This is a genomic window from Streptomyces sp. TP-A0356 (assembly GCF_001417775.1).
In the GTDB taxonomy this organism is placed as follows: domain Bacteria; phylum Actinomycetota; class Actinomycetes; order Streptomycetales; family Streptomycetaceae; genus Streptomyces.
Map to the genome: position 1 here is coordinate 254,194 of NZ_BBZJ01000022.1, position 26,221 is coordinate 280,414.

The 26,221-nt window shown below is 70.1% G+C and carries 25 protein-coding genes, 1 pseudogene and 1 riboswitch; of the genes and pseudogenes, 10 read left to right on the forward strand and 16 right to left on the reverse strand.

The features are described 5' to 3' along the window. The first annotated feature begins 71 nt into the window (after positions 1 to 71). Positions 72 to 698: a TetR family transcriptional regulator gene (locus ASC56_RS24060; RefSeq protein ID WP_055493593.1), complete on the forward strand. Its 627-nt coding sequence runs from the start codon at positions 72 to 74 to the stop codon at positions 696 to 698. A gap of 210 nt (positions 699 to 908) precedes the next feature. Here the strand turns inward: ASC56_RS24060 and ASC56_RS24065 are convergent, their stop codons facing one another. Further along, positions 909 to 1,874: a YafY family protein gene (locus ASC56_RS24065; RefSeq protein WP_055493594.1), complete on the reverse strand. Its 966-nt coding sequence runs from the start codon at positions 1,872 to 1,874 to the stop codon at positions 909 to 911. A 101-nt stretch (positions 1,875 to 1,975) separates the two neighbouring features. On the opposite strand from ASC56_RS24065, the gene ASC56_RS24070 reads away from it, so the two are divergent. Beyond that, the gene (locus ASC56_RS24070; protein ID WP_055493595.1) at positions 1,976 to 2,560 is read left to right on the forward strand and encodes a TIGR03086 family metal-binding protein; all 585 of its coding nucleotides are present in this window, start codon (positions 1,976 to 1,978) and stop codon (positions 2,558 to 2,560) included. Between the two features lie 3 nt (positions 2,561 to 2,563). Here ASC56_RS24070 and ASC56_RS24075 read toward each other — a convergent pair whose 3' ends face one another. After that, on the reverse strand, positions 2,564 to 3,424 hold the full coding sequence (locus ASC56_RS24075) for a thioesterase family protein (RefSeq protein ID WP_055493596.1): 861 nt from the start codon (positions 3,422 to 3,424) through the stop codon (positions 2,564 to 2,566). Positions 3,425 to 3,642: 218 nt separating this feature from the next. Between ASC56_RS24075 and ASC56_RS24080 the strand changes: the two genes are divergently transcribed. Beyond that, entirely contained in the window at positions 3,643 to 4,866 is a 1,224-nt protein-coding gene (locus ASC56_RS24080) for an esterase family protein (protein ID WP_055493597.1), read from the forward strand. Here the strand turns inward: ASC56_RS24080 and ASC56_RS24085 are convergent. From ASC56_RS24085 to ASC56_RS24130, 10 genes are all read right to left on the reverse strand, one after another. After that, complete coding sequence (locus ASC56_RS24085) at positions 4,766 to 5,431, reverse strand: trimeric intracellular cation channel family protein (protein ID WP_055493598.1); 666 nt, start codon at positions 5,429 to 5,431, stop codon at positions 4,766 to 4,768. The genes ASC56_RS24080 and ASC56_RS24085 overlap by 101 nt on opposite strands. 68 nt (positions 5,432 to 5,499) lie before the next feature. After that, positions 5,500 to 6,891 carry a M1 family metallopeptidase gene (locus ASC56_RS24090; RefSeq protein ID WP_055493599.1) on the reverse strand — a complete coding sequence of 464 codons (1,392 nt, stop codon included), beginning with the start codon at positions 6,889 to 6,891 and terminating at the stop codon, positions 5,500 to 5,502. A 156-nt stretch (positions 6,892 to 7,047) separates the two neighbouring features. Then, a complete protein-coding gene (locus tag ASC56_RS42095) occupies positions 7,048 to 8,730 on the reverse strand; it encodes a dipeptide ABC transporter ATP-binding protein (protein ID WP_371330264.1) in 1,683 nt (560 codons plus the stop codon). Further along, complete coding sequence (locus tag ASC56_RS24100) at positions 8,727 to 9,824, reverse strand: ABC transporter ATP-binding protein (RefSeq protein WP_055493600.1); 1,098 nt, start codon at positions 9,822 to 9,824, stop codon at positions 8,727 to 8,729. Before ASC56_RS24100 ends, ASC56_RS42095 begins: the two co-directional genes overlap by 4 nt. Further along, positions 9,821 to 10,828: an ABC transporter permease gene (locus tag ASC56_RS24105; protein WP_055493601.1), complete on the reverse strand. Its 1,008-nt coding sequence runs from the start codon at positions 10,826 to 10,828 to the stop codon at positions 9,821 to 9,823. The genes ASC56_RS24100 and ASC56_RS24105 overlap by 4 nt, the downstream gene beginning before the upstream one ends. A 72-nt stretch (positions 10,829 to 10,900) precedes the next feature. Beyond that, positions 10,901 to 12,673: an ABC transporter substrate-binding protein gene (locus ASC56_RS24110; RefSeq protein ID WP_055493602.1), complete on the reverse strand. Its 1,773-nt coding sequence runs from the start codon at positions 12,671 to 12,673 to the stop codon at positions 10,901 to 10,903. Between the two features lie 32 nt (positions 12,674 to 12,705). Continuing rightward, positions 12,706 to 13,704, reverse strand: coding sequence for an ABC transporter permease (locus ASC56_RS24115; protein ID WP_055493603.1), 999 nt, complete (start codon positions 13,702 to 13,704; stop codon positions 12,706 to 12,708). A gap of 418 nt (positions 13,705 to 14,122) precedes the next feature. After that, on the reverse strand, positions 14,123 to 14,923 hold the full coding sequence (locus ASC56_RS24120) for an enhanced serine sensitivity protein SseB C-terminal domain-containing protein (RefSeq protein ID WP_055493604.1): 801 nt from the start codon (positions 14,921 to 14,923) through the stop codon (positions 14,123 to 14,125). A gap of 265 nt (positions 14,924 to 15,188) precedes the next feature. After that, complete coding sequence (locus ASC56_RS24125; protein ID WP_055493605.1) at positions 15,189 to 15,980, reverse strand: enhanced serine sensitivity protein SseB; 792 nt, start codon at positions 15,978 to 15,980, stop codon at positions 15,189 to 15,191. A gap of 66 nt (positions 15,981 to 16,046) precedes the next feature. Beyond that, positions 16,047 to 16,721 carry an AAA family ATPase gene (locus ASC56_RS24130; RefSeq protein WP_055493606.1) on the reverse strand — a complete coding sequence of 225 codons (675 nt, stop codon included), beginning with the start codon at positions 16,719 to 16,721 and terminating at the stop codon, positions 16,047 to 16,049. 177 nt (positions 16,722 to 16,898) lie between these two features. Beyond that, positions 16,899 to 17,008: riboswitch (glycine riboswitch) on the forward strand. Between the two features lie 147 nt (positions 17,009 to 17,155). Here ASC56_RS24130 and gcvT point away from each other — a divergent pair. The 6 genes from gcvT to ASC56_RS24160 all read left to right on the forward strand — a co-directional run bounded on the left by gcvT (position 17,156) and on the right by ASC56_RS24160 (position 23,277). After that, positions 17,156 to 18,277 (forward strand): glycine cleavage system aminomethyltransferase GcvT, encoded by a 1,122-nt coding sequence (gene gcvT / locus ASC56_RS24135; protein WP_055493607.1) that lies wholly within the window; start codon positions 17,156 to 17,158, stop codon positions 18,275 to 18,277. A gap of 108 nt (positions 18,278 to 18,385) precedes the next feature. Beyond that, positions 18,386 to 18,763, forward strand: a complete 378-nt coding sequence (gcvH, locus tag ASC56_RS24140; protein WP_055493608.1) for a glycine cleavage system protein GcvH — start codon at positions 18,386 to 18,388, stop codon at positions 18,761 to 18,763. An 11-nt stretch (positions 18,764 to 18,774) separates the two neighbouring features. Next, complete coding sequence (gene glyA / locus ASC56_RS24145; protein ID WP_055493609.1) at positions 18,775 to 20,037, forward strand: serine hydroxymethyltransferase; 1,263 nt, start codon at positions 18,775 to 18,777, stop codon at positions 20,035 to 20,037. Positions 20,038 to 20,116: 79 nt separating this feature from the next. Next, the gene (locus ASC56_RS24150) at positions 20,117 to 21,484 is read left to right on the forward strand and encodes an L-serine ammonia-lyase (protein ID WP_055493610.1); all 1,368 of its coding nucleotides are present in this window, start codon (positions 20,117 to 20,119) and stop codon (positions 21,482 to 21,484) included. 127 nt (positions 21,485 to 21,611) lie between these two features. Further along, positions 21,612 to 22,634: a phosphatidylinositol-specific phospholipase C domain-containing protein gene (locus ASC56_RS24155; RefSeq protein WP_055493611.1), complete on the forward strand. Its 1,023-nt coding sequence runs from the start codon at positions 21,612 to 21,614 to the stop codon at positions 22,632 to 22,634. An 85-nt stretch (positions 22,635 to 22,719) separates the two neighbouring features. Beyond that, positions 22,720 to 23,277 (forward strand): glycoside hydrolase family 25 protein, encoded by a 558-nt coding sequence (locus ASC56_RS24160; protein ID WP_055493612.1) that lies wholly within the window; start codon positions 22,720 to 22,722, stop codon positions 23,275 to 23,277. Positions 23,278 to 23,288: 11 nt separating this feature from the next. On the opposite strand, the gene ASC56_RS24165 is transcribed toward ASC56_RS24160, so the two are convergent. From ASC56_RS24165 to ASC56_RS24175, 4 genes and pseudogenes are all read right to left on the reverse strand, one after another. After that, the gene (locus tag ASC56_RS24165) at positions 23,289 to 24,074 is read right to left on the reverse strand and encodes an NADPH-dependent F420 reductase (RefSeq protein ID WP_079102682.1); all 786 of its coding nucleotides are present in this window, start codon (positions 24,072 to 24,074) and stop codon (positions 23,289 to 23,291) included. Next, positions 24,071 to 24,166 (reverse strand): annotated as a pseudogene (locus ASC56_RS42100) (zinc-binding dehydrogenase); the annotation flags it as partial. The gene ASC56_RS24165 and the pseudogene ASC56_RS42100, both read right to left, overlap by 4 nt. A gap of 129 nt (positions 24,167 to 24,295) precedes the next feature. After that, on the reverse strand, positions 24,296 to 24,508 hold the full coding sequence (locus ASC56_RS24170; protein ID WP_055493614.1) for an EF-hand domain-containing protein: 213 nt from the start codon (positions 24,506 to 24,508) through the stop codon (positions 24,296 to 24,298). Between the two features lie 59 nt (positions 24,509 to 24,567). Further along, positions 24,568 to 25,482, reverse strand: a complete 915-nt coding sequence (locus ASC56_RS24175; RefSeq protein WP_055493615.1) for a MerR family transcriptional regulator — start codon at positions 25,480 to 25,482, stop codon at positions 24,568 to 24,570. A 57-nt stretch (positions 25,483 to 25,539) separates the two neighbouring features. Between ASC56_RS24175 and ASC56_RS24180 the strand changes: the two genes are divergently transcribed. After that, a complete protein-coding gene (locus ASC56_RS24180; RefSeq protein ID WP_055493616.1) occupies positions 25,540 to 26,172 on the forward strand; it encodes a GNAT family N-acetyltransferase in 633 nt (210 codons plus the stop codon). Positions 26,173 to 26,221: the final 49 nt, after the last annotated feature.

Here is a 26,221-nt window from a genome sequence, read left to right on the forward strand (position 1 = left end):
GTTTACTGACTTCCCAGTCTAGCGCGCCCGATGTCTTTTCAATTCCAGCGAACAGTTGTTAACTGCATGGCATGAGTCACACTCTCGGCATCCGGCAGGCCCAGAAGCAGAAGACCCGGCAGGCGCTCCTGGACGCCGCGTTGGGGCTGCTGGAGGAGCAGAGCCTGAGCAGCCTGGGCCTGCGCGAGGTCACTCGTGCGGTCGGTGTCGCCCCGACCGCCTTCTACCGGCACTTCCGCTCGATCGCGGACCTCGGCGCGGAACTGGTCGAGGAGGCCCTCGGCAGCCTCCACCCGATGATCGAGTCAACGGTCTCCGAGGCGGGTGACAGCGACGAACGCATTGCCCGCGCCGTGGAACTGATCGCCCACCACGTGGACGCGTACCCGGCGCACGTCCGGTTCATCGCGCGCGAGCGGCACGGCGGTGTCCAGCCGGTGCGGGAGGCGATCCGGCAGCAACTGGCCCGGTTCGCGGAAGAAGTGAAGGTCGCGCTGGCCGAACACCCGGAGTCAGGCGGATGGAGCGACGAGGACCTGCTGATGCTCGCCGGGCTGTACGTCGACCAGATGCTGGTGACGGCCTCCCAGTTCCTGGAGGCGCAGGAGGGTTCCCCCGAGGAGCGGGACCGGGTGGCCCGGACGGCGGCCCAGCGGCTGCGGCTGATCAGCATCGGCCGCCACCACTGGCGGGACTGACCGCACCGGCCTCATCCGCGACAGCGGGGGGCAGCCCGTCCACCGGACGCGCCGCCCACCCACCGCCCCGGGAGAGAGTCAGCCCGGTGCCTGCTGCCCCTGGCCGCCCGGCACCCGCCGGGACCGCCGCAGCCGCCGCCCTGTCCCCTTCCTGCGCCGGGCAAAGGGAACCTCAAGGCACCTCGCCGACCTGCCTGTTCGTCTCGCCGCTCAGCTCTCGCGCCGGTACAGCTCCGTGACGGAGGCCGCCGCCCGCGCCAGTTCCTCACGCGCTTCGGGCGGCTCCACGATCTCCACCCAGTCGGCGAACATGAGAAGTTGGCGGACCTCGGGGACGAAGCCGTACGACAGCCGGGCGGTGACCCACGGGCTCCCGCCGTCGTCCCGAGGCAGGGCGACGAGCGCGGAGGCGGTCAGGCGCTGGAACATGTCGACGACGTCGCGGCGCACCCGCACCGTGACCTCGAGACCGCCCGGACGCTCCTCGACCTGCCGGCGCAGGGCCTCCCAGGCGTCGGCGAGCTCGACGCCGGGGCGCCGCTGGACGACATCCGGCAGCAGGGTCGCCGAGCGCACCCGGTCCGCGCGGAACAGCTGCGGTCGGCCGCGCCGGTCGGCGACCAGATACCAGACGCCCGCCTTGGATACCAGACCGTAGGGGTCGACGGTGTACGTGTGCGGTGCGGTGTCCCCGCCGTGCCGGTAGCGCAGCCGCAGCCGTCGGTCGGCGAACACGGCGTCCTGGAGCACCTCCAGGTCGACGGCGGGCTGCGGGCCGCCCTTCCAGCGCGTCGCGTCCACCAGGATGCGGCGGCTGGTGGCCTCGGCGGCGGGCCGGTGCGGGGCGGGCAGCGCGGCCATCACCTTGCGCAGTGCGGAGCCGAGGGCCGCGTCCAGGCCGAGCGCGGCGTGCGCGCCCTGCGCGGCCAGGATGAACAGCGCGCGGGACTCGTCGGCGGTCAATCCGGTGACGTCCGTACGGAATCCGGCGAGCAGTTCGATCCCACCGTGCCGTCCGCGCTCCGCGTACACCGGGACGCCGGACGCCGACAGGGCCTCGATGTCGCGGTAGATGGTGCGTACCGACACCTCCAGCCGCGAGGCGAGGTCACGGGCGGGGACCCGGCCGCGGGTCTGCAGCAGCAGGAGGATCGACAGCAGGCGGTCGGACTTCACCCGCCCAGCATCGCGGCGGCGTGAGGGGTCGCGCAAATGTTGACGGAAGCTGTCAGGTTATGGAGCGACTCTCATGGCACCCACTCACGGAGAGGACCACCATGAACACCGACCCCCGCCCCCTGTACACCCGTGCCGCCGACCAGGCCGCCGCGCTGGTCAGGACCGTCCGGCCGGAGCAGCTCGCCGGTCCCACGCCCTGCGACGGGTTCGACGTACGGACGCTGCTGTCGCACCTCGTCGGCGGCGCACGCCGGATCGCGGTGGTCGGCGCGGGCGGCGACGGTCTGGCTGTACACCCGTTCGTGGACGGCGTCGCGGACGACGGCTGGCCGACGGCGTACGACGAGGCCAGGGCCGAGGCCGAGCGGGCCTGGGCCGAGGACGCGCGCCTGGCGGCGCCGGTGCGCGTGCCCTGGGGCGAGGTGCCCGGCCGCAACGCGCTGTCCGGGTATGTGATGGAGAGCGTGACCCACACCTGGGACCTGTGGGAGGCGTTGGGCCGCCCCGCGCAGCTCGACCCGGAACTGGCCGAGTTCGCGCTCTCCGTGGCCCAGGTCCTGCTGCCGGAGCCGGAGCGCGGCGACGAGGTGCCCTTCGCGTCGGCACTGCCGGCCCCCGAGGGGGCCGGCGCCTACGTTCGGCTCGCGGCCTGGCTGGGGCGCGAGCCGCTCGGCGGCGTCTGACGCTCAGCCCAGCCGGACCCGAGCCAGCTGGCGGGACTGGGCGACCAGACGGTCGGCGCTGTCCCAGACCTCGGCGTCCTCCTCCAGGAAGCCGCCGGCCAGGTTGCGCGTGGTGATCGACACCCGCAGCGGTCCCGGCGCCGGGCGCGAGCGCACATGCACGGTCAGCTCGACGGTCGGCACCCAGCCGGCGATCCCGAGTTCGAAGGCGGTGGGCGGCAGCGCGTCCACCGCGAGGAGCAGCGAGAGCGGGTCCGCGTCGCGGCCGTCGGCGAGCCCGAACCAGGCCCTCATCTCACCCTTCCCGGACGGCGATCCGAGCGCCCAGCCGAGCGTGGCGGGGTCGAGCTTGAGCATCAGCCGGTCGGTGATGGCCGAGCTGCCGGGGACGGGCGCCGGGCCGTCCTGGGGGCCGAGGCACTGGTTCATCGGCGGGAGGACCAGCGGCTCCGCGCTCGTACGGACGTCGTCGGGCAGGGCGTCCAGATCGCCGTACGAGGCGAGGACGCGGATGCGTTCGACCTCGCGGCCCTCGTCGTCGTACTGGAAGAGGGAGGCCTGGCCCGTGGAGAGGGAGCGGCCGGTGCGGACGACATCCGTGCGGATCACCGCGGGCCCCGGCTGGGACGCGGTGAGGTAGTGCGCGGAGATCGTGAACGGGTCGGGGTGCGGCAGGGCGTCCGCGAGGGCACGGCCCAGGACGGCCAGCAGATAGCCGCCGTTGACGGCGTTGATGATCGTCCAGCCCGCGGAGAGGTCGATGTCGTAGACACCGGGCTCGCGAAGGGTGACCGCGGTGTCGCGATCGAACTCGCTGTCGCCGATCGTGGCCCGCGCGGCCGGTGCGGTAGCTGCTTCTGGCATACCTGAACGGTACAACAGGAAACTACTAAGCAGTAGCTTTTACTGGTCCGACTGTATGATGCCCCGCCGAACCCCCATACGGATCCAGCCATCCTTAGGTGAGGTTTAGGCAATTTCTCGGTAAGTGTCCCCACTCGTCCGTGACCGACAGGCCTCTGTTCCCCTCTCAGAAGACGTACAGCTTGATTCAGCCGTTCACAGGAAGAGCCGCATAGCCGATGAGCCTGACCGGGACGCCGTTCCTCCTCTTGTCGATCGTCCTCGTGGCGGTCGCCCTCATCCTGCCGCTGTTCCTGTGGGGCCGGGTCCGCGGCCCGGTGGTCGTCCGCAATGTCGCCCGAGTGGCGATGCTGCTCTTCGCGCAGGTCACCGCGATCACACTGGTCTTCGTACTGGTGAACAACGCCAACAACCTGTACGACAACTGGTCCGACCTGCTCGGCACGGGCAACCACGTCCAGCAGGCCGCCGACCTCGGCAAGGACGGCACCGGCGGGATCCAGGTGAAGGCCCTGCCCAAGGTCCACCAGACGTTCACCCAGGCCGACGGGCCCGGCATGCACTCGGCCGGCGGGGTGCAGGTCACCCAGCTCAAGGGCCGGGTGTCGAGCGTCGAGGCCGAGGTCTACGTGTGGCTGCCGCCGCAGTACAACGACCCCGCCTACAAGGACAAGAAGTTCCCGGTCGTGGAGCTGCTGTCGGGTTACCCGGGCTCCGCGAAGGCGTGGTTCGGGTCGCTGAAGGTGCATGAGCAACTGCTGCCGCTGATGAAGAGCGGGAAGGTGGAACCGTTCATCCTGGTGTCGCCGCGCACCAACCTGATCGCCAAGGTGGACACCGGCTGCGCGAACATCCCGGGCGCCGTGAACGCCGACACCTGGCTCAGCATCGACGTGCCGAAGATGGTGACGGACAACTTCCGCGCCCAGCCCGCGCCGGACGGCTGGGCAACGGCCGGCTACTCAGCGGGAGCGCACTGCGCGGCGAAGCTCGCCGTCGCGCACCCCGACCGCTACCGGGCCGCCATCAGCCTGTCCGGCTACAACGACCCGATCGGCGAACGCAGCTCCCTGGCCGCGCAGAGCGTCCAGCTGCGGCGGGAGAACAACCCCTACTTCATCCTCAAGGGCTACCGCACCCCGCCCCGGGTCTCGCTCTACCTCTCCGGGGAGTCCGGTGACGGCTACCAGGCGGCCGCGGCGCTGCAGCAGATCGCGAAGCCGCCGACGGTGGTGCACACCGTGCTCATCCCGCGCAGCGCGGGCGGGCACAGCATGGCCCTGTGGCGGCCGCAGATCCCGACGGTGTTCACCTGGCTGAGCCAGCAGCTGACCGGCCAGACTAAGGGAGCTCTTCCTCAGCCACATTGGAGCGCCGGTTCCAAGCGCGCGGCGCTCGCCAGTGGAAGCGCATCGCAAGGAGGCGCAGGACGAAAGCGGTGAGGGCCGCGAGCCCGGAGGTGACCGGGGTCAGCACGCCGCAGCGGATGCAGAGCACGACCATCGTGGCACCGACGATCGCGGGGACCGCGTAGAGGTCGCGGTCCCAGCGCAGCAGCGAGGGCACCTCGTTGGCGAGGACGTCGCGCAGGACGCCGCCGCCCACGGCCGTGGCGAGGCCGAGGGCGGCGGACGCCGTGAGGCCGAGCCCGTAGTCGTACGCCTTCGTCGTCCCGGCGACGCAGAACAGACCGAGACCGGCCGCGTCGAAGACGTTCACGGCGACCTGGATGCGCTCCACCTGCGGGTGGAGGAAGAACACCAGGAGAGCGGCGAACAGCGGGGTCAGGAAGTACCCCAGATCCGTGAACGCGGCCGGTGGCACGGCCCCGATGATCACATCACGGAACAGCCCTCCGCCCAGCGCGGTGACCTCGGCGAGCACGGCGATGCCGAAGACGTCGAAGTTCTTGCGGACGGCCAGGAGCGCGCCGGAGATCGCGAAGACGAAGATGCCGACGACGTCGAGCGTGTGCTGGACGGAGGGGCTGAAGAGTTGCTGGAGCACCCTTACATTCTCACCTATCGAAGGGTGCCTGCCTTACAAACCAAGGCTTGAGCCTCAGTACGCCGAGGTTACAGAGCGGGCTTCCCGGTGGTGAAGACCCACTTCTGGAACAGGTCGTCCAGCCGCTGTCCCGAGACCTTCTCCGCGAGCCGGATGAAGTCGCCGGTGTTGGCGTTGCCGTACCGGTGGAGCCTGGTCCATTCCGGCAGGAGCCTGAAGAACGCGGTGTCACCGATGCGCTCGCGCAGCGCCTGGAGCGTCATCGCGCCCCGCTGGTAGACGGCGGAGGAGAACATCGTGTCGCGCTGCGGGTCGGCCACCTCGATCTGCCAGAACGCGTTGTCGGCCGGGCGGGCGTTGTACGCGGCGAGGAAGGAGTCGTGCGCCGAGCGGGTGCCCTTGTGCTCGGCCCACAGCCACTGGGCGTAGGTCGCGAAGCCCTCGTTGAGCCAGATGTCCTTCCAGCGTTCCACCGAGACCGAGTCACCGAACCACTGGTGGGCCAGCTCGTGCACGATCGTCGACTCGGAGCGGACGGCCGAGTACGCGGGCTTCGTCTGGACCTCCAGGGAGAAGCCGGCCTCCGGCATGTCGTCGACGATGGCGCCGGTCTCCTCGAAGGGGTACGGGCCGAAGACCTGCGACCAGTAGTCGGTGGCCTCCGCGGTGACGGCGTAGACGTCGACGGCGTTGCTGTTCGCCAGAACGGGGTCGATGGCGACATAGATCGGAATCCCCGACGGGGTCTTCCCGGTCCTCACATCGAACTTGCCGATGGTCGCCGTCGCCAGGTACGTGGCCATCGGCTTGGACTCCCGCCAGTGGGTGACGGTCTTGTCGCCCTTGTCGTACGTCGAGACCAGACGGCCGTTGGAGACCGCGGTCAGGCCCTTGGGCGCCGTGATGCGGATGTCGTAGGTGGCCTTGTCCGCGGGGTGGTCGCTGGACGGGAACCAGGTGGAGGCGGCGTTGGGCTCGCAGGCGACGAAGACGCCGTCGGTGGTCTTCATCCACCCGTAGTTGGAGCCGAAGACTATGGGGCCGCCGAGGGGTTCGGGGACGCCGCCGTAGGTGACCGTGACCGTGAAGTCCCGTCCCTTGCGGAGGACTCCGCGCGGGGTGATGCGGATCTCGTCGCCTTCGCGCGTGAACCGGGCCTGCCTGCCGTCCACCTCGACTCTCGTGATCTCCAGCTTCTGCAGGTCGAGGTCGAAGGAGGTCAGGCTCTGGGTGGCCCGGGCCGTGATCGTCGTACGGCCGTCGAGGCGGGCGGTCGCCGGGTTGTACGCGACGTCCAGGGCGTAGTGGCGGGCGTCGAAGCCGCCGTTGCCGAGCTGCGGGAAGTAGGAATCGCCGATGCCGGGGGCGCCGGGGGACGGGGCGGAGGAGGCGGCGATGACGAGTAAGGAGGCCGCGGCGGTGGCGAGGACTCCTGAACGTGCCGAGCGGGAGAGTGCCATGAGTCGTCCCTTCGAGGCGTGCTGTCGATCAGACGGACACGCCAGACTCTGCACTCTCCCGCTCCGGCATGTACATGACTTTGCCACCTTGTCATGCGCGACGCCGTGTGTAACTCCTGACGGGCCGCCGCGGCGGCCCGTTTCGAAGGCTGGGAGTCACTCCTCGGCGGGCTTGGCGCCCTTGGTGGTCTTCGACGCCGGGGACGCCTCGGGCGCGGGCTTCTCCGAGGACGCCGCAACCGGGGCCTCGGAGTTGCCGGGCTCCGCGGAGTTCCCGGCGTTGTCGGGCTCCGCGGAGTTCCCGGCGTTGCCGGACGGCTCGGAAGCCGCGGACTCCTCGGAATCGACAGCCGCGGACTCCTCGGAAGCCACCGACCCCCCGGCCGCCGCATCCTCGGAAGCCACCGGTCCCTCGGCCGCCGCGGACTCATCCGAAGCCACCGACCCCTCGGCCGCCGCGGGCTCCTCCGCGTCGGTCTTCTCGGGCGCCGAAGTGTCCTCGGCGCCCTCGCCGTCCTCGGCCTCCTCGACGTCCGTGGCGCTCTCGGCACCGGCAGCCTCGTCGGTGTCGGCACCAGCCTTCCCGGCAGCCGCCCCCAGCGAATCGGCGACGTCGGCCTTCTCCGCAGCGGCCTCCGCGTCCGCCTGCTCCGCAACCGCGGCCCCACCAGGCTCCTCGGCGGCCCCCGGCTCCGTCACCAGTTCCACCGCCTCCCGTGCCGCCGAGAGCAGCACCGTGTCCTGGGGTGCCTGGTCCTCCGCGTTCTCGGGGTGGTGGCACGCCACCCGCTGGCCCGGCTTCAGTTCCAGCAGCGGCGGTTCCGTGGTCCGGCAGATCTCCGTCGCCTTCCAGCAGCGTGTGTGGAAGCGGCAGCCGCTCGGCGGGTTGAGCGGCGAGGGCACATCGCCCTTGAGCAGGATCCGCTCGGCCTTGCCGCCGCGCCGCTTCGGGTCCGGGATCGGCACCGCCGACATCAGCGCCTTGGTGTACGGGTGCATCGGCGCCTCGTACAGCGAGGTGCGGTCGGCCAGTTCGACGATCTTGCCGAGGTACATCACCGCGATCCGGTCCGAGACATGGCGGACCACGGACAGGTCGTGCGCGATGATCACGTACGTCAGGCCGAGCTCGTCCTGGAGGTCGTCCATCAGGTTGACCACCTGCGCCTGGATCGACACGTCGAGCGCGGACACCGGCTCGTCCGCCACGACCAGCTTCGGCTTCAGCGCGAGCGCCCGGGCGATACCGATGCGCTGACGCTGGCCGCCGGAGAACTCGTGCGGGTAGCGGTTGTAGTGCTCGGGGCTCAGGCCGACCAGCGACAGCAGCCGCTGGACCTCCTTCTTCACCCCGCCCTCGGGCTCCACGCCCTGCAGCCGGAAGGGCGCCGAGACGATCGAGCCGATGGTGTGCCGCGGGTTCAGCGAGCCGTACGGGTCCTGGAAGATCATCTGGATGTCCCGTCGCAGCGGGCGCATCCCGGCCGTGCTCAGCCTCGTGATGTCCTGGCCCTCGAAGTGGATCGTCCCGCCGGTCGGATCCTGCAGCCGGGTGATCACTCGGCCCATGGTCGACTTGCCGCAGCCGGACTCGCCGACCACGCCCAGCGTCTCGCCCCTGCGCACCTCGAAGTCGAGCCCGTCGACGGCCTTGACCTGCGCGACCGTGCGCTGCAGCAGACCCTTCTTGACGGGGAAGTGCTTGGTCAGCCCCTCGACCCTGAGCAGCACCTCGCCGTCCTCGGAGCCCTTGGCGGCCTGGCTGCGGTCCTCGAGGGCCGACGCCTGCTTCGGCACCGCGGCCCCGGCCGCGGCATCCGTCTTGTTCGTCTCACTCACAGCTTCGGCGCAATCTCTTCGGTCCAGATCCGCGTGCGGTCCTCCGCGGAGAGGTGGCAGGCGGACCAGTGTCCGGTGCCGACCTGCTGCAGCTCGGGGCGCACGGTGCGGGTCACATCGCCCTTGGGGATGTCCGCGTACGGGCAGCGAGGGTGGAAGGCGCAGCCCGAGGGGACGTTGATGAGGCTCGGCGGCTGTCCCTTGACCGGGATGAGCCGGTCCGAGGTCTCCCGGTCGATGCGCGGCATCGAGCCGAGCAGTCCCCAGGTGTACGGGTGCTGGGGGCGCTCGAAGATGTCGTCGACCGCACCGCGCTCCACGCACCGGCCGCCGTACATCACGAGGACGTCGTCGGCGATCTCGGCGACCACACCGAGGTCATGGGTGATGAGGACGACCGCGGAGCCGAACTCCTTCTGCAGATCCCGGATCAGGTCGAGGATCTGCGCCTGGACGGTCACGTCCAGGGCGGTGGTCGGCTCGTCGGCGATGAGCAGCTCGGGGTTGTTGACCAGCGCCATGGCGATCATCGCCCGCTGGCGCATGCCGCCCGAGAACTCGTGCGGGTAACCGTCGACGCGCTTGGCCGGCTCGGGGATGCCGACCCGGTCGAGCATCTCGATGGCACGCGTGCGCGCGGCCTTCTTGCTGACGCCGTGGTGGACGCGGTAGGCCTCGATGATCTGGCTGCCGACCGTGTAGTACGGGTGCATCGCGGACAGCGGGTCCTGGAAGATCATCGACATCTCGCGGCCGCGCAGCCTGCGCACCTCGGCCGGGTCGGCGCCCACCAGTTCCTTGCCGTCGAGCCAGATCTCGCCGGTCATCCGCACGTTCTTGCCCCGCGCGCCCAGCCGGTGCAGACCCATGATCGCCAGCGAGGTGACGGACTTACCGGAGCCCGACTCGCCCACGATGCTGAGCGTCTTGCCCTTCTCCAGCTGGAAGCTGAGCCCGTCGACGGACTTGACCACACCGTCGTCGGTCGGGAAGTGGACCTTCAGATCGCGGACTTCGAGGAAGGACGTCGGCGGACCGGAGGGCGTGCTCACCGGCTCGCCCACCGCGGCACCAGTCTTGGACAGTTCGGTCACGAGAGCCTCACCCGCGGGTCGGCGGCCGCGTACAGCAGGTCCACCAGGAGATTGCAGATCACGATGAAGAAGGCGGCGAGCAGGGTGACGCCGAGGATCGGGGGCAGATCGTTGTCGGTGATCGCCTGCACCGCGTACTCACCGATGCCGTGCAGCGAGAACACCCGCTCGGTGATCAGAGCACCGCCGAGCAGCAGACCGAGGTCCATGCCGAAGACGGTGATGATCGGGGTGAGCGCGGCCCGCAGACCGTGCCGTGCCACCACCCGGCGCTCGGCCAGGCCCTTGGCGCGCGCGGTACGGATGAAGTCCTCGTTCATCGTCTCCAGCATGCCCGAGCGGGTGAGCCGCGCGTAGATGGCGGAGTACAGCAGCGCCAGCGAACACCACGCGGGTATCAGGGTGTTGGCCCACTGCGAGGGGTTCTGGGTGAACGGGACATAGGTGCGGCCGAAGATCGGCCACTGATAGGTGAAGAGCAGCAGCGCCAGCTGACCCGTGAAGAAGATGGGCAGCGAGACGCCGGCGAGGGCGACGCCCATGAACGCCCGGTCGAAGATCGAGCCCGGCTTCAGGGCCGAGATGACGCCGACCGTCACACCCGACAGCAGCCAGATCACGGCGGCGCCGGCGGCGAGCGAGATGGTGACCGGGAGCCGGTCGGTCAGCTCGGGCCAGACGGCGACGTGGTTCTTGAAGGAGTAGCCGAAGCACGGTGCGTCGCAATGCACCGTGGTGGGTCCGAGGTTGTAGGTGGCGCCGGCGACGATCCCCTTGAGGAACTGCCAGTACTGGACGTAGACCGGCTGGTCCAGACCGAGGTTGTGCTTGACGGCGGCGATGTCCGCGGCCGAGGGGCTCTTCCCGATGTACTGCTGCGCCAGCTGGTCGGCGGTCTGGCCGGCGAGCCTCGGCAGCAGGAAGAAGATGCCGAAGGTGACCGCGGTGACGACCAGCAGCAGGATCACTGCCGCGAGCGTCCGGCGGAGGATGTACGAGATCACGGGGATCGGCGCTGGTGCCCGCGGGCCTCGCGGCCCGCGGGCACCAATGCCTTCACCTGCCTTCCGGGGCTGCTACTTCTTCGTCGTGCCGATGTTGAGGTAGTCGTACTGACCACTGAAGGCCGCCGTGGACACCACGTTGGTGGCGTAGGGCGAGCGGTACAGCAGGACCTTGAAGTAGGTCAGCGGGACGATGACCGCCTGGTCCATGGTGGTCTTGTCGATGTCGGCGTACAGCTTGTTGCGCTCGCTGACGTCCGGAGCGGCGATCGCCTGGGCCAGCTTGGCGTCGACGTCCTTGTTCTCGAACTGCGACAGGTTGGTGTTGCCGGACTGGCTGATGGCCTGGCTGTTCAGGATCTGCTGCAGGAAGCCGTAGCCGGAGGGCCAGTCGGCGCCCCACTGCATCATCATGATGCCGACGTTCTCCTTCTCGGTGAACTTCGGCACACCCGCGTAGTCGGTGAAGTACTTGCCCGACGGGTACTGCTTGAGGGTGGCGTTGATGCCGACCTTCTTCAGCGAGGCGATGATCGCGGTGGCCGCGTCGACCTCTTCCTGACGGTCGCTGCGCGCGGTGATCGAGGTCGTGATCGACGTCTGTCCGCAGGCCTTCAGGTGCTCCTTGGCCTTGGCCACGTCGCCCTTGCTGCCCGGCGTCGCGTAGACGTCGGCCTTCTGGTAGCCGGTGATGTCCGGCGGCAGCACGGTGGTGGCGATGTCACCGCGGATCGTGCCGCCCTCGGCGGTCTGCACGGAGACCTTGTCGATGGCGTACTCGACGGCCTTGCGGCACTCGACGTTGTCGAAGGGCTTGACCTTGGTGTTCAGCGCCGCGTAGACGAGACGGCCACCGTAGGTGTTGTCGGTGTTGCCCTTCTTCTGCTGGTCGTTGACCAGCTGGGCCTGCGTCTGGGTCTCGACGCCCTTGCCCTGCAGGTCGATCAGGGTGTCGCCGGACTGCAGGTCCTTGTCGATGGTCGACTGGTTGACCTTCAGGTTGACGACGATCTTGTCCGGGTTCTGCTGGCGCAGCGGGTCGGTCTTCGCGTCCCAGTTCTTGTTGCGGACCAGGACGACCTGCTTGCCGTCCTGGTAGCTCTGGAACTGGTAGGAGCCGGAGGACACGATGTTCTTCACGTAGTCGACGCCGGTGTCCTTGGCCTGCGGAACCGGGGCCGTCTGCGGCGTGGCGACCAGGTAGTCGAACTCCTGGAACGCACGGTCGAGGTGGAAGGCGATCGTGTAGTCGTCCGGCGTCTCGATGGCCGCGATGCCCTTGGGGTTCTTGTCCTTGTAGGGACCCTTGTAGTCCTTGCCGCCCTGCAGGAACTGCTGGAAGTAGTTCGGGCCGAGCGAGAGCACGTCACGCGCGAAGTTGGAGCGCTCCACGGCGTACTTGACGTCCTTGGCCGTGATCGGGCTGCCGTCCTGGTACTTCAGGCCCTTGCGGATCTTGTACGTCCAGGTCTTGCCGCCGTCGCTGGAGACGCCCTTGCTCTCCGCGAGGTCCGGGACCAGGGTGTTGCCCTTCTCGCCCGCGCCGGGCTGGAAGGTCATCAGCGGGCGGGCGTAGAGCCGGCTGAAGTTGTACATGTACGCGTAGTACGTGTTGCCCGGGTCGAAGGAGTCCGGGACGTCCGACATCGCGTAGGTGACCGTGCCACCCTTCTGCGTGGAGGCATTGACGACACCCTTCGTCGCGGCGTCCGCGCCGGCCGACTTGGGTGTGCCGTCGGTGCTGTTGTCGGCCTTGCTGCAGCCGGCGAGCAGCAGTGCCGCACTACCGGCCACCGCCACAGCGGCAAGTGTTGACCTTCGCATGATGAGCGAATTCCCCTCCATTGTCGGAAACTTGTGGCTCGCGGGCGCTGCGGTCAGCGGCTGCGCGGGTCGAGAGCGTCGCGGAGACCGTCGCCGAGCAGGTTGAACGCGAGGACGGTGATGAAGATGGCGAGACCCGGAACGATCATGTACTGGGGATCGACCTGGAAGTAGTCGACCGCCTGGTTGAGCATGCCGCCCCAGGACGCCTGGGGCGGCTGGATGCCGACGCCCAGGAAGCTCAGCGAGGCCTCGAAGATGATGTTGGTCGGGATGAGCAGCGTGGAGTACACGATGATCGGGCCGACCAGGTTGGGCAGGAGCTCCTTGAAGAGGATGTACGGGCCGCGGGCGCCCATGCCACGGGCGGCGTCCACGAACTCGCGCTCGCGCAGGGTCAGCGTCTGACCGCGCACGATGCGGCCCAGATAGGGCCAGTTGAAGAAGCCGATGACGAAGATCAGCACACTGATGTGCAGCGGGAGTCCGTCGAGGCCGAACGCGCCGCCCTGCAGGGTCGCCGAGATGGCGATGGCGAACAGCAGGAGCGGGAAGGCGAGGAAGGTGTCCATCAGACGGCTGATGACCGAGTCGACCCGTCCGCCGTAGTAGCCGGCGACGACGCCCAGGACGGCCCCGATGACGTTCGACAGGACGGTGGCGCCGAAGGCGACGACAAGGGAGACCCAGGAGCCCTCCAGGATGCGGGCGAGGATGTCGCGCCCGAACTTCGGCTCCACCCCGAGCGGGTGATCCGCCGTCATCCCGCCCCAGCCGCCCTTCGGCAGCGTGGTGCTGGAGTCGATCAGGTCCTGGTGGAGCGCGTTCGGGTCCAGTCCGAGGAGGTGCTGGAGCGGCCGGGACAGCACCGCGATGACGATCAGCAGCACGACGATGACACCGCCGGCGACCGCCACCTTGTCCTTCTTGAACCGGGACCAGGCGATCTGCCCCAGGGAACGGCCCTCGATCTGCCCCTTGCCGACACCGGCCAGCACAGCCTCCGGCTGCGCCTCGGCTGCCGCCCCGGTGGTCTCGATCGGTGCGGTCACAGTGACCCGACCCCTCTCGCCGGTGGTGACCGGCGTACGCCGCCGCTGTGCGCGGCCTGGTTCGCTTGCGTGCCGGGGCCCGCCGCAGATGATGCGGCCCGACTTCCGGCTGATCCGTCGACTTCGACGCGTTCACAGGATCGACGACCCCGTGTCTGACAGGCGAGTCTTCAGTGAGTCCTCGATCACGTGCCAGATCTGACGGCGAAAGTATGCGCAACCGTGATGCTGTCTGGGGGATTCCGTTATCCGAACACGGGGTAACAGCCGTCGGACGCGAGGGAGTTGGGACACAAGGGTGCGTATGGGGGCAGAACGGATGTTCAGGGCCTATCTACGCGCGGAGAGGAACTCCCCCGCACCGACAGGGCAGACGGACCTTCCCCGGCGGCCGGTCCCGTTCCCCGTGCTCCGGGGGTCAGTAGGCGCCGCGGGCCGGCGGGTAGCCGTATCCGCCGATCGCGGGGGCCTGGGCGGGGGCCGCGTGGGCCTCACGGTCGTAGAAGGGGCGGGCGTTGGCGCGGAGCCACATCACCACCGGGTCGTACTCGTCGGACATCGCGACGGTCGACACGGGCAGGCCCTCGGGGACGGCACCGATGGACTGCTGCATCATCGCGCGCACCGAGTCGACGGCGGGCGGCGAGGTGTCGTACACGTCGAGGCCGATCGCCAGGTAGGGCGCGCCGAGAGCGGGGTGCACCCATGCGCGACGCAGCGAGCGCACGGCGGGCGTGCGGTGTGCGTTCTGCGTGAGGAGGGCGTAGAACTGCGGGATCTGGACGGCCGGTTCGGACAGCCTCAGCGGCCCCGCCGGCTGGCGCTCCAGTCCGGTGGCGATACGGCGCAGATCCAGCCAGGGGATTCCGACGCCGCCGCCCGGCGCGTGCGGGTTCAGCCACAGGCCGTAGTGGTCCGGGTAGAGGGTGCGGGCCACGTCGAGGCCGTCGACCACCTCGTACGAACGGTTCCAGCCGCTGGCCGAGAGTTCCTGGGCGGAGGTGACGCAGGGCGCGTAGCCGTAGCCGGCCACCTCCATGGTGCCGTACTGGGCGTCGGGCGAGCCGGCCTGGCCGTGCCAGAGCAGCATCCAGACCTGGCCGGACGACGGGGTCGCGAGCGCGCGAAGGAGCGCCTCGTAGGCGTCGTGACGCCCGGGCGTCACCTGGCGCAGCATGTGCTCGACCTGCCCGGCCGCGGCCGTGCCCGACGCGCTCACCCTCTACCGCCCCTTCACGACAGACCTGACAACCCCGATGGACCTCTCCGGTGCGTTGCGGGCGGATTCCAGCCGCACCACCCCGACCGAGCCATTCTCCCCTGTCCGGGAAGCCCCGGCGGCTTCGCCGCGTGCCGGACCCCCGACCGGAGACGGGCTTGCCCCGCCCCGGCCATGAAACCAGGTTAAGGCGCCCCACCGACAGCGGCTTGACGCGCGCCGCCCCGGGATCACCCGGGGGTGGCGCGCCCCGGTCCCGGGCGGTTCAGTGGCCCTGCTGGTAGAACGGCCGCACCCGCGCCCGCAGCCAGTCCCCCACCGGGTCCTGGGCCGCGTCCATGAAGACCATGTTCACGGGGGTGCCCACCGGCGCCCTGCCGAGCGCCCGGCCGAGCGCGTCCAGCGGGAGTGTGCGCGCGTCGGCCTCCCAGGAGGAGAGTTCGACGCCGATGAACATCACCGGTTCGGCGGTCTCGATCGCGGCCAGGCAGCGCCGCGCGCTGAGCACCACGCCGGTCGCCGCGAACTCGGCCGACGCGGCGGCGAGGAAGTCCACCGGATCGTCCTGCCAGTCGGGCTCGAAGAGGCGGACCCGGCCGCCGCTCGCGGCCCCGTCCAGCGGGGTGCGCCCGGCCCGGCACAGCTCGGCCACCGCCTCCGGGGGCAGCGGGACGCCCACCACGCCGTCCGGGTTGACCGCGATGCCGACCTGCGGCGGCAGCCCCTGGGCGAACTCGACGGCGGGCGCGATCGTGTACGACATGTGGTTGCCGACGACCCGGCGGAACTGCTCCTCCGAGCTGAACACCGGGACGTACGCCTGGCCCTCGATCTCCAGGGTCGGCAGGTCAAGGGGACCGCTGTGCGGGCCGCCGTCGTTGGGCAGCGGCACCCACAGGAAGCTGCGGCCGAGGACCTCGATGATCCGGCCGCCGGCCGAGGGGACGCCGAGGGAGGCGGAGAGCACCTCCTCCAGTTCGTTGCCCGGCCATCCGCCGTGCGGATGGGGGTGTGCCTGTGCGGGGAAGTCCGCGGGAAGGTCCGCCGGGAAGTCCATCTGCTCACCGTCTGCTCAGAACCACTGCTGTGGCTGAAAGGCTAACGGGTGTACGCGCGGGGTCACTCAGCCCGCGAAGTCGATGCGGCGCAGCGCGTCCGCCGCGTCCCGGTCGAGCAGCACCGCCGAACCGCAGCCCTCCGGCAGGGTGCCCCCCTCGACCGAGCGCAGCAGGCCCCGGGTCGCCCGGCGGTGCCTGAGGAACGCGTACCGCGAGACGCCCCGGCCGCGTCGGCGCTGGCCCGCCAGGGCCGTCTCGGGGGTGACGTCGAGCAGGAGCAGATGGAGCGTGCCGCCACGGCGGCGGGCCTCCCGGGCCAGCCAGCCGCGCACCCAGCTCTGCGCACCGCAGTCGTGCACGACGACTCCGGTGCCGGTGCGCAGGGCGCGGCACAGGCCCGCGTAGTGGGCGAGGCGGACGAGGGGGCGGTAGACCGCGTACGGAAGGAAACGGGCCAGGCGCGCGTCCCAGCGGTCGCGGGCGTCCTGGGAGTCGACCCGGACGCCCTGGACGGCGCGCCGCATGAGCGTGGACTTGCCGCTGCCGGGCAGACCGGTGATCACGACGAGGTCGCTCGCGCCGAAGCTGAGCCCGTGCGGACTGCGGCCCCGGCGGTCGCGCAGGTCGCGCACCACGGCCGGCCGCGGTGGTCCGCAGGCCTCGCGCGCCGGGGATCCCGGCCGCTGGGGCACCGCGATGCCCGCGCTCGTGGCGTACGCCGTGGTCCTGTTCACCGTCATCGCCCTCCCCTGGTTCCCTGGGTTCAGGTAGTCCCCATCCCCGCCGAATGTAAAGAGAAGGTAATGTGACGGTCTCGCGTTTTCGTCCTCGAACCGCCACAGACCGGTTACGGATGCGGCCTGCCACGATCGGGCGATGCGTGCGATGATGTGCGCGCCAACTGCATACCGGCCGCTTGAATCCGCGCGGGAGAGTTCCGGGTACGTACGTGCGTACGTGCCGCCCGGACGCCGAAGGAGCAAGTCCCTCCCTTGAATCTCTCAGGCCCCGATACCGCGCGGGCGAGGCACATCTGGAAAGCGGGCCGCCTCCGGTGGCTCCACCCAAGGTGCAAGCCGTGACCACCCGCCACGGGAGTCACGGCGAACCTCTCAGGTTCCGATGACAGATGGGGAGGAACGACCTCGCCCGTCCTGCCCTGGGAGCACCACCGATGAGCAGTAGCCCCCCTGTGCGCCGTACCGCGCTCGATGCCCTGCATCGTTCGCTCGGCGCGACGATGACCGACTTCGCCGGCTGGGACATGCCCCTGCGGTACGGCTCCGAACGCGACGAGCACGTGGCCGTCCGCACGAAGGCGGGCCTCTTCGATCTCTCGCACATGGGCGAGATCACCGTGACCGGACCCGAGGCGGACCGGCTCCTCGGCCACGCCCTGGTGGGCAACATCGCCTCCGTCGGCGTCGGCCGCGCCCGCTACACGATGATCTGCCGGGAGGACGGCGGCATCCTCGACGACCTGATCGTCTACCGCCTCGGGGAGCGGGAGTACATGGTCGTCGCCAACGCCTCCAACGCCCAGGTGGTGCTGGACGCGCTGGTGGAGCGGTCCTCCGGCTTCGACGCCGAGGTGCGCGACGACCGGGACGCCTATGCGCTGATCGCCGTCCAGGGCCCCGAGTCCCCCGGCATCCTGAAGTCCCTCACCGACGCCGACCTGGACGGTCTGAAGTACTACGCGGGTCTGCCCGGCACGGTCGCCGGCGTCCCGGCGCTGATCGCGCGCACCGGCTACACCGGCGAGGACGGCTTCGAGCTGTTCGTCGCGCCGCCCGACGCCGAGAAGCTGTGGCAGGCGCTCACCGAGGCGGGCGCGCCCGTCGGTCTCGTCCCCTGCGGGCTGTCCTGCCGGGACACGCTCCGCCTGGAGGCGGGCATGCCGCTGTACGGGCACGAGCTCAGCACCTCCCTGACCCCCTTCGACGCCGGGCTCGGCCGGGTGGTGAAGTTCGAGAAGGAGGGCGACTTCGTGGGGCGCCAGGCCCTGCGTGAGGCCGCCGCCCGCGCCGAGCAGAACCCGCCGCGCGTCCTGGTCGGTCTGGTCGCCGAGGGCCGGCGCGTCCCGCGCGCCGGGTACGCGGTCGTCGTGGGCGGCGAGGTGATCGGCGAGGTGACCTCCGGCGCGCCCTCCCCCACGCTGGGCAGGCCGATCGCGATGGCGTACGTCGACGCCGCGCACTCCGCGCCGGGCACGCCCGGGGTCGGGGTGGACATCCGGGGCAGCCACGAGCCCTGCGAGGTCGTGGCGCTGCCGTTCTACAAGCGCCAGAAGTAGACACTGAGCGCGGGCCGGACGTGACCCCGCGCACGTCCTCCCTGCTCACGAGCGTCTCCGCAGTCCCTCATTCACCACCATTGACCCGCGTACAGGAGAATTCAGGCCATGAACAACCCCCAGCAGCTGCGCTACAGCAAGGAGCACGAGTGGCTGTCGGACGCCGAGGACGGCGTCGCGACGGTCGGCATCACGGAGCACGCGGCCAACGCGCTCGGCGATGTCGTGTTCGTCCAGCTCCCGGAGGTCGGTGACACGGTGACCGCGGGCGACACCTGCGGCGAGCTGGAGTCGACCAAGTCGGTCAGCGACCTCTACTCCCCCGTCACCGGCGAGGTCACGGAGATCAACGAGGACGTGGTCGACGACCCGTCGCTGGTGAACTCCGCCCCGTTCGAGGGCGGCTGGCTGTTCAAGGTACGCGTCGCACAGGTGCCGGACGACCTGCTCTCCGCCGACGAGTACACCACCTTTTCCGCCGGCTGAGGAGTCGTCGCATGTCGCTTCTGAACACGCCTCTGCACGAGGTCGACCCGGACGTCGCCGCGGCCGTCGACGCCGAACTGCACCGCCAGCAGTCCACCCTCGAGATGATCGCCTCGGAGAACTTCGCCCCGGTCGCGGTCATGGAGGCCCAGGGCTCGGTCCTCACCAACAAGTACGCCGAGGGCTACCCGGGCCGCCGCTACTACGGCGGCTGTGAGCACGTCGACGTGGTGGAGCAGATCGCCATCGACCGCGTCAAGGAGCTCTTCGGCGCCGAGCACGCCAATGTGCAGCCGCACTCGGGCGCGCAGGCCAACGCGGCCGCGATGTTCGCGCTGCTGCAGCCCGGCGACACGATCATGGGTCTGAACCTCGCGCACGGCGGGCACCTGACCCACGGCATGAAGATCAACTTCTCCGGCAAGCTCTACAACGTGGTCGCCTACCACGTCGGCGACGACGGTGTCGTGGACATGGACGAGGTGGAGCGCCTGGCCAAGGAGTCCCGGCCGAAGCTGATCGTGGCGGGCTGGTCGGCCTACCCGCGTCAGCTCGACTTCGCCGCCTTCCGCCGGATCGCGGACGAGGTCGGCGCGTACCTCATGGTCGACATGGCGCATTTCGCCGGTCTGGTGGCGGCGGGCCTGCACCCCAACCCGGTCCCGCACGCCCATGTGGTCACCACCACGACCCACAAGACGCTGGGCGGCCCCCGCGGTGGCGTGATCCTCTCGACGGCCGAGCTGGCCAAGAAGATCAACTCCGCGGTCTTCCCGGGGCAGCAGGGCGGTCCGCTGGAGCACGTGATCGCGGCCAAGGCGGTCGCCTTCAAGGTCGCGGCCTCGGAGGACTTCAAGGAGCGGCAGCGGCGGACCCTGGAGGGTGCCAGGATCCTCGCCGAGCGCCTGGTCGAGGACGATGTCAAGGCCGTGGGTGTGGACGTCCTGTCCGGCGGTACCGACGTGCACCTCGTCCTGGTCGACCTGCGCAACTCCGAGCTGGACGGGCAGCAGGCCGAGGACCGCCTCCACGAGGTCGGCATCACGGTCAACCGCAACGCGATCCCGAACGACCCCCGCCCGCCGATGGTCACGTCGGGCCTGCGCATCGGCACGCCCGCCCTGGCGACCCGCGGCTTCACGGCCGAGGACTTCGCCGAGGTCGCGGACATCATCGCCGAGGCGCTGAAGCCGTCGTACGACGCGGGGGCCCTGGGGGCCCGGGTGAAGGCCCTGGCCGACAAGCACCCGCTGTACCCGGGTCTCACCAAGTAAGTCCCTTCGGGGCGCCGCGCACACTGGAAGGTGTGCGCGGCGCCCCACCCCCCGCACCACCCCGTATTGAGGAGTCACCGTGGCCATCTCGGTCTTCGACCTGTTCTCGATCGGCATCGGCCCGTCCAGCTCCCACACGGTCGGCCCGATGCGCGCGGCAGGCATGTTCGCCCGCAGGCTGCGCAACGAGGGCCTGCTGGATGCGGTCGCGTCCGTCCGGGCGGAGCTGTACGGCTCCCTGGGCGCCACCGGTCACGGCCACGGCACGCCCAAGGCGGTGCTGCTCGGCCTGGAGGGCGCCTCACCGCGCACGGTGGACGTGGAGAGCGCCGACCAGCGGGTGGAGGACATCAGGGCCTCCGGCCGGATCCGGCTCCTCGGCGACCACGAGATCGCGTTCTCCTTCGACGACGACCTGGTCCTGCACCGCCGCGAGACGCTCCCGTACCACGCGAACGGCATGACGCTGTGGGCGTACGACGCCTCGGGGACCGAGCTGCTCACCAAGACGTACTACTCGGTCGGCGGCGGCTTCGTCGTCGACGAGGACGCGGTGGGCGAGGACCGCATCAAGCTGGACGACACGGTGCTCAAGTACCCCTTCCGCACGGGCGACGAGCTGCTGCGGCTGACGCGGGACACGGGTCTGTCGATCTCGGCGCTGATGCTGGACAACGAACGGGCGTGGCGCACGGAGGAGGACATACGGTCCGGGCTGCTGGACATCTGGCGGGTCATGCAGGCGTGCGTGTCGCGCGGAATGTCCCGGGAGGGCATCCTGCCGGGCGGCCTGAAGGTGCGTCGCCGCGCGGCCGTCACCGCGCGCCAGCTGCGCGCCGAGGGCGACCCGCTGGGCCGTGCCATGGAGTGGATCACGCTCTACGCGATGGCCGTGAACGAGGAGAACGCCGCGGGTGGCCGGGTGGTCACGGCCCCGACGAACGGCGCCGCGGGCATCATCCCGGCGGTCCTGCACTACTACGTCAACTTCGTGCCGGGCGCGGACGAGGACGGGGTCGTACGCTTCCTGCTCGCCGCCGGCGCGATCGGCATGCTCTTCAAGGAGAACGCGTCCATCTCCGGTGCGGAGGTCGGCTGCCAGGGCGAGGTCGGCTCGGCCTGCTCGATGGCGGCGGGGGCGCTGGCGGAGGTGCTGGGCGGCACCCCCGAACAGGTCGAGAACGCCGCCGAGATCGGCATGGAGCACAACCTCGGCCTGACCTGCGACCCGGTCGGCGGTCTGGTCCAGATCCCGTGCATCGAGCGCAACGGCATGGCGGCGGTCAAGGCCGTCACGGCGGCACGGATGGCGATGCGCGGCGACGGCTCCCACAAGGTCTCCCTCGACAAGGTCATCAAGACCATGAAGGAGACCGGCGCCGACATGAGCGTGAAGTACAAGGAGACGGCACGGGGCGGGCTGGCCGTCAACATCATCGAGTGCTGAGGGGACGCAAGCGCCCGCATCCCGCACGGGGTGCCGATGTTCCCCCTGGGGCTACCGCACGGTAATCCATCACCCCTAGGCTGCCGCCAACTCGGCGACGGACAAGGGGAGTTGAGACGTGCGGGCAATGAGACGGTTAGCGGCGCTGCTGGGCGCCGCCGCGATGCTGGTGGCGGTACCGGGCAACGCCCACGCGGCGGCGCCCACGTTCTCGGACGTGACCGCGATCGGGACGCACAACGCGTACGAGAAGAACAAGTACACCTACCTCGCTCAGGCCCTGGACTCTGGGGCCTCACTGCTGGAACTGGACGTCTACACCGACATCATCAGCAAGCGCTGGCGGGTCAGCCACAGCAATCCGTTCGGCAACGACAACAACTGCGAGGCCGCGAAGACCCCGGGCGAGCTGTACAGCAAGGCCCGCGACCAGGACCTCGGCAGCTGCCTCGACAACATCGCGGCCTGGCACCAACTGCACCCCGACCACCGGCCGATCGTCTTCAAGGTGGAGATGAAGGCCGGATTCAACAACAACCGCGGTCTCGGACCAGGTGCGTTCGACGCACTGGTGTCCTCGAAGCTCGGGAACATGGTCTACAAGCCGTCCGACCTGCTGGGCTCCACGTACTCCACGCTCGACTCGGCCGCGAAGGCGAACGCCTGGCCCTCCCGGGACGCCCTCAAGGGCAAGGTCATCTTCGAACTCATCCCCGGCACCGTGGAGATGAACAACCCGTTCGACCACTACTGGACGGACCAGGAGTACGGCGACCACCTGCGCGACCTGTACGCCGCGGGGAACATCTCCAAGGCCCAGGCGTTCCCGGCCGTCCTGGGCGCCGCCTCCGGCGATCCGCGCACCAGTCGCTACGACGCCTCGATCCGCCCGTGGTTCGTCTTCTTCGACGGCGACGCGGCGACGTACGTCAACAACGGCTACGACACGTCCTGGTACGACGCCGGCCACTACATCCTGATCATGACGGACGCGGCGGGGGTGTCGCCGGCGATCTCGTCCACGAACCCGACGGACGCGGAGGTGGCGGCCCGGCTGTCGCTGCTGGCAGCCCACCACGCCAGCGTGATCACCTCCGACTGGGCGGCGAAGTCGGCCTCGGTTCTCAGTTCGACGGCTGACAGGGGCTGACCTGTGCGCTCAGGGGGCATATCACCCGTGCCAAGGTGAGACAGGCATCCATCCCTGCCCCCCACGAGCACATCAGGGAGCCCCCATGCTGCACGGCGTCGACGTCAGCCCGTACCAGTCATCGGCGTACGACACGAGCGGCCTCTCCTTCGTCTTCATCAAGGCGACGGAGGGGCGTTCGTATGTGAACCCCAAACTCACCGCCCAGACGAAGGCCGCCCGGGACGCCGGCTGCGTCGTCGGCTTCTACCACTTCCTGTGGCCCGGCAACATCACGGCCCAGGCCGAGTACTTCGTCGGCAAGGCCCCCGAACGGGCGGGCGACCTGCTGGCCGTGGACTGGGAGACGACCGGCGACGGCACGCACGCGAGCAACGCCGAGAAGGACAGCTTCATCCGCACGGTGAAGCAACTGCGGCCGCACCACCGCGTGGTGCTCTACACCAACCGCACCTTCTGGCTCACCATCGACACCACGTCGTACGCCGGAGACGGCCTGTGGATCGCCGACTACGTCACCGCGGGCCAGCCCCGCATCAAGGCGGCGTGGCGCTTCCACCAGTACACCTCCGACCCCATCGACAAGGACGTCGCGAACTTCGCCAGCGGGGCGGCGCTGCGGCAGTGGGCCTCCAGCACCTGAGCCGGCGGCCGCTATGCGCGGAAGTCCGCGCTGCGCTCGGGTGACGCCTCCGCCAGCGCCTTGGTGACGGCGTCGAGCCCCGCCCGCAGGCCGTACACCGGGGTGCCCGGCTGCTGGCGCCAGGAGTCGTCGATGCCGCCGGCGTCGACCGTGTCGAAGCCGAGTTCGTCGATCAGGGCCCGTACCCGCCGCTTGGCCGTCTCGTCGTCGCCCGCGACCGGGAGCGCCATGCGGTCGGGGGCACCGGCCGGGCGGGGACCGTCCAGGATGTCCTGCGCGTAGGTGCCGTTGAAGGCCTTGACGACGGGATGGCCGATCTGCCGCTCGGTCCAGCGGCTCTCCGTGAGGCCCTCGTCCTCGATTCCGGCGATCCTTCCGTCCCGCTGGGGGTAGTAGTTGCCGGTGTCGATGACCGCGACGCCCTCGGCCGCCCCGTCGAGCAGTCCGGAGGGCAGGTCCGCCACCGCCTTGACGGGGATGGCGATCACGACGACCTCGGCGCCACGGGCCGCGTCCTCGACCCGCACGGGGGTCGCGCCCGTCTCCTCGCCCAGTGCGGTGAGTGTGTGCGGGCCGCGGGAGTTGGCGACGGAGACGTCGTGGCCGAGGGCGGTGAGCCGCCGGGTGAGGTTGCCGCCGATGTTGCCCGCGCCGATGATGCCGATCTTCATGTGACTCGCCTCGCCTTTCGGGGGTCGGTGTCGCGCGGGGCCCGATGGCTCCGCAGGTGCGCAACACCAACCCCCGGACCGTCCCGCTCTATTCCGGCTCTGCGCCGAACGGCTGACGGCCGTCAGAGCCGTACGACGATCTTGCCCGTGTGCCGGTTGGACTCCAACAGACGGTGGGCGTCCCGGATGTGGTCCAGACCGTCGAGGACCTCGCCGACGACGGGCCGGAAGCCTACGTCGCCGCGCGCCGGCGTCTGTGCCGTGTGCGGGTCCGGCGGCGGACATGGCGAAGGGGCGCCTGCCTCCCGGAGGCGGGCGCCCCTTCACGCGTCACGCATGCGTTCGCGTCACTTGTTCAGGTAGGTCCAGAACTCGTCGAACGACAGCACCTTGTCGCCGTTGAGGTCACGGGTCCTGATGATGGACTCGGCCACCGCCTCGGTGACGTTCCAGTCGCCTCCCTGGGCCAGGGCGGACTTGAACTCGGCGGCGGTGATGAATCCGTCACCGTCCGCATCGATCCGCTCGAACTGCTTGCGTGCTTCCTCGATGTCCGCCACCGATCCGCCCCTTTGTGTCGCGTTCCTCGTGTCTTGCCGTCGCACTGACGCAGGTCAGATTAGCGGTCCGGCCAGGCCCGCAGCGCAGCGACCACCCAGGCGAGCTCCTCGTCGGGCGCGGGCGGCGGTTCAAGGCCGTTCACCAGGGCCGTCAACTGACGGTAGCGGGCGACCCGCTGGTTCGACGCCGCCGTCAGACGCTCCAGTACGGCGGCCCGGTCGGCGTCGCCGAGCAACTGGCGCAGCACCTCATCGGCCTTAGGCGCCTCGGGGACGACGCCCTCCCGCAGCGCCTGTCCGGCGAGCTGCACCAGACGGCTCATGAACCAGAGGGAGGACCCCGCCGGGACATCCGGTCCCCGGTCGGTCGCGTTGAACACGATCATCTTCCGCATCAGCGCGCGGAAGTCGGGGTCCTGGATCAGCTCAGCGAGCTCCACCCAGGCGTCCACCTGCTCGGGCGTGGGGTCGTCGGGCAGCTGCGCCGCGGCGAACCGGAGCCGGTTGCGGATATCGGGGTCCACCGTGTCGACGCCCTCGAAGATCTCCGCCATGAAGTCCTCGATGATGCGCCGCCGCTCGGCGGCCGACAGCCGCGCCAACTTGTTCATCAACGTCATCTCCTCTGCGGTCGAACCGCGTCGCGCCACGGTCGACAGCACCGCCCGGGTCACCCTCAGCGCGCGGATCTGCGCGTCCAGGGCCGCCACATGCGTGGCGGCCAGCTCGGCGACGGTCGTCTCGCCGCCCAGCACCCTGCGGACGTCGTCCAGGCCGAGGCCCAGTTCGCGCAGGGTGCGGATCAGTTCGAGGCGGGCCACGGACTCCGCGTCGTACAGCCGGTAGCCACCCGAGGAGCGGGCCACCGGGGGCAGGGCGCCCTCGTCGGACCAGTAGCGGATGGTGCGGACCGTCAGGCCGCAGGTCCGGGCCAGCTCGCCGATGGTGAACAGGCGGGTGCCGTCTTCGATCATGTCTGCGAGTCTGGGCCTTCCAGTGGGTGGAGACTCAAGTGAGGGGGGCGGGGCGCCATGCCGGAGACCCTGCGGGACATTCTGGATGCGGCGGCACGGGGGCTCTTCCCGCCGGCGGACGGCGGCACGACCGTCGTGCCCCAGCATTCCCATCGGGACGCGGGGGTCGTCGCCTTCACGGCGCACTCCGTGGTGTTCACGGACGAGGATCCCCGGTGGGTGGCCGAGGCCGTCGGGACGGCCGGCTGCGACGCGCTCGCCGCGACGATGAACCCACGGTTCGTCACGGCCTTCATGGAACGGACGGGGCGCAGGCACGACACGATCGACGCGCTGCTGGTCGCCCCTCCCCTGCCCGGTCGGCCGCCGTTCGCGCTGGAGGAGATCGAGGATCCGGGTCATTCCCGGGTCGCCCATGCCCGGAAGCGGCGCGACGACGTGCGTGCGTGGACGGCGCAGGGCGGTGTGGTGGTGATGGGGCGCGGAGTCGCCGGGCGGCTGGAGGTCTCGGTCGAGGTTGATGAGGCGGTACGGCACACGGGGCTGGGGCGCCGGCTGGTGACGGCCGCCCGGCATATCGCCGCCGAGCCCGTGTGGGCCCAGATCTCGCCGGGGAACGCCCGCAGTCTGCGGGCGTTCCAGGCCGCGGGTTACGTGCCCGTGGGGGCGGAGGCGCTGCTCATCGCCTAGCGCCGCGCCGGCTCAGTGCCACGGCTCGCAGAAGGATTGCCCCGGCAGT

Coding starts and splice junctions, on each gene's coding strand:
- ASC56_RS24060 (WP_055493593.1), top strand. CDS start 72: ATGAGTCACACTCTCGGCATCCGGCAGGCCCAGAAGCAGAAGACCCGG.
- ASC56_RS24070 (WP_055493595.1), top strand. CDS start 1,976: ATGAACACCGACCCCCGCCCCCTGTACACCCGTGCCGCCGACCAGGCC.
- ASC56_RS24075 (WP_055493596.1), bottom strand. CDS start 3,424: ATGCCAGAAGCAGCTACCGCACCGGCCGCGCGGGCCACGATCGGCGAC.
- ASC56_RS24080 (WP_055493597.1), top strand. CDS start 3,643: ATGAGCCTGACCGGGACGCCGTTCCTCCTCTTGTCGATCGTCCTCGTG.
- ASC56_RS24090 (WP_055493599.1), bottom strand. CDS start 6,891: ATGGCACTCTCCCGCTCGGCACGTTCAGGAGTCCTCGCCACCGCCGCG.
- ASC56_RS24110 (WP_055493602.1), bottom strand. CDS start 12,673: ATGGAGGGGAATTCGCTCATCATGCGAAGGTCAACACTTGCCGCTGTG.
- ASC56_RS24125 (WP_055493605.1), bottom strand. CDS start 15,980: ATGGACTTCCCGGCGGACCTTCCCGCGGACTTCCCCGCACAGGCACAC.
- ASC56_RS24130 (WP_055493606.1), bottom strand. CDS start 16,721: ATGACGGTGAACAGGACCACGGCGTACGCCACGAGCGCGGGCATCGCG.
- gcvT (WP_055493607.1), top strand. CDS start 17,156: ATGAGCAGTAGCCCCCCTGTGCGCCGTACCGCGCTCGATGCCCTGCAT.
- gcvH (WP_055493608.1), top strand. CDS start 18,386: ATGAACAACCCCCAGCAGCTGCGCTACAGCAAGGAGCACGAGTGGCTG.
- glyA (WP_055493609.1), top strand. CDS start 18,775: ATGTCGCTTCTGAACACGCCTCTGCACGAGGTCGACCCGGACGTCGCC.
- ASC56_RS24155 (WP_055493611.1), top strand. CDS start 21,612: ATGAGACGGTTAGCGGCGCTGCTGGGCGCCGCCGCGATGCTGGTGGCG.
- ASC56_RS24160 (WP_055493612.1), top strand. CDS start 22,720: ATGCTGCACGGCGTCGACGTCAGCCCGTACCAGTCATCGGCGTACGAC.
- ASC56_RS24175 (WP_055493615.1), bottom strand. CDS start 25,482: ATGATCGAAGACGGCACCCGCCTGTTCACCATCGGCGAGCTGGCCCGG.
- ASC56_RS24180 (WP_055493616.1), top strand. CDS start 25,540: ATGCCGGAGACCCTGCGGGACATTCTGGATGCGGCGGCACGGGGGCTC.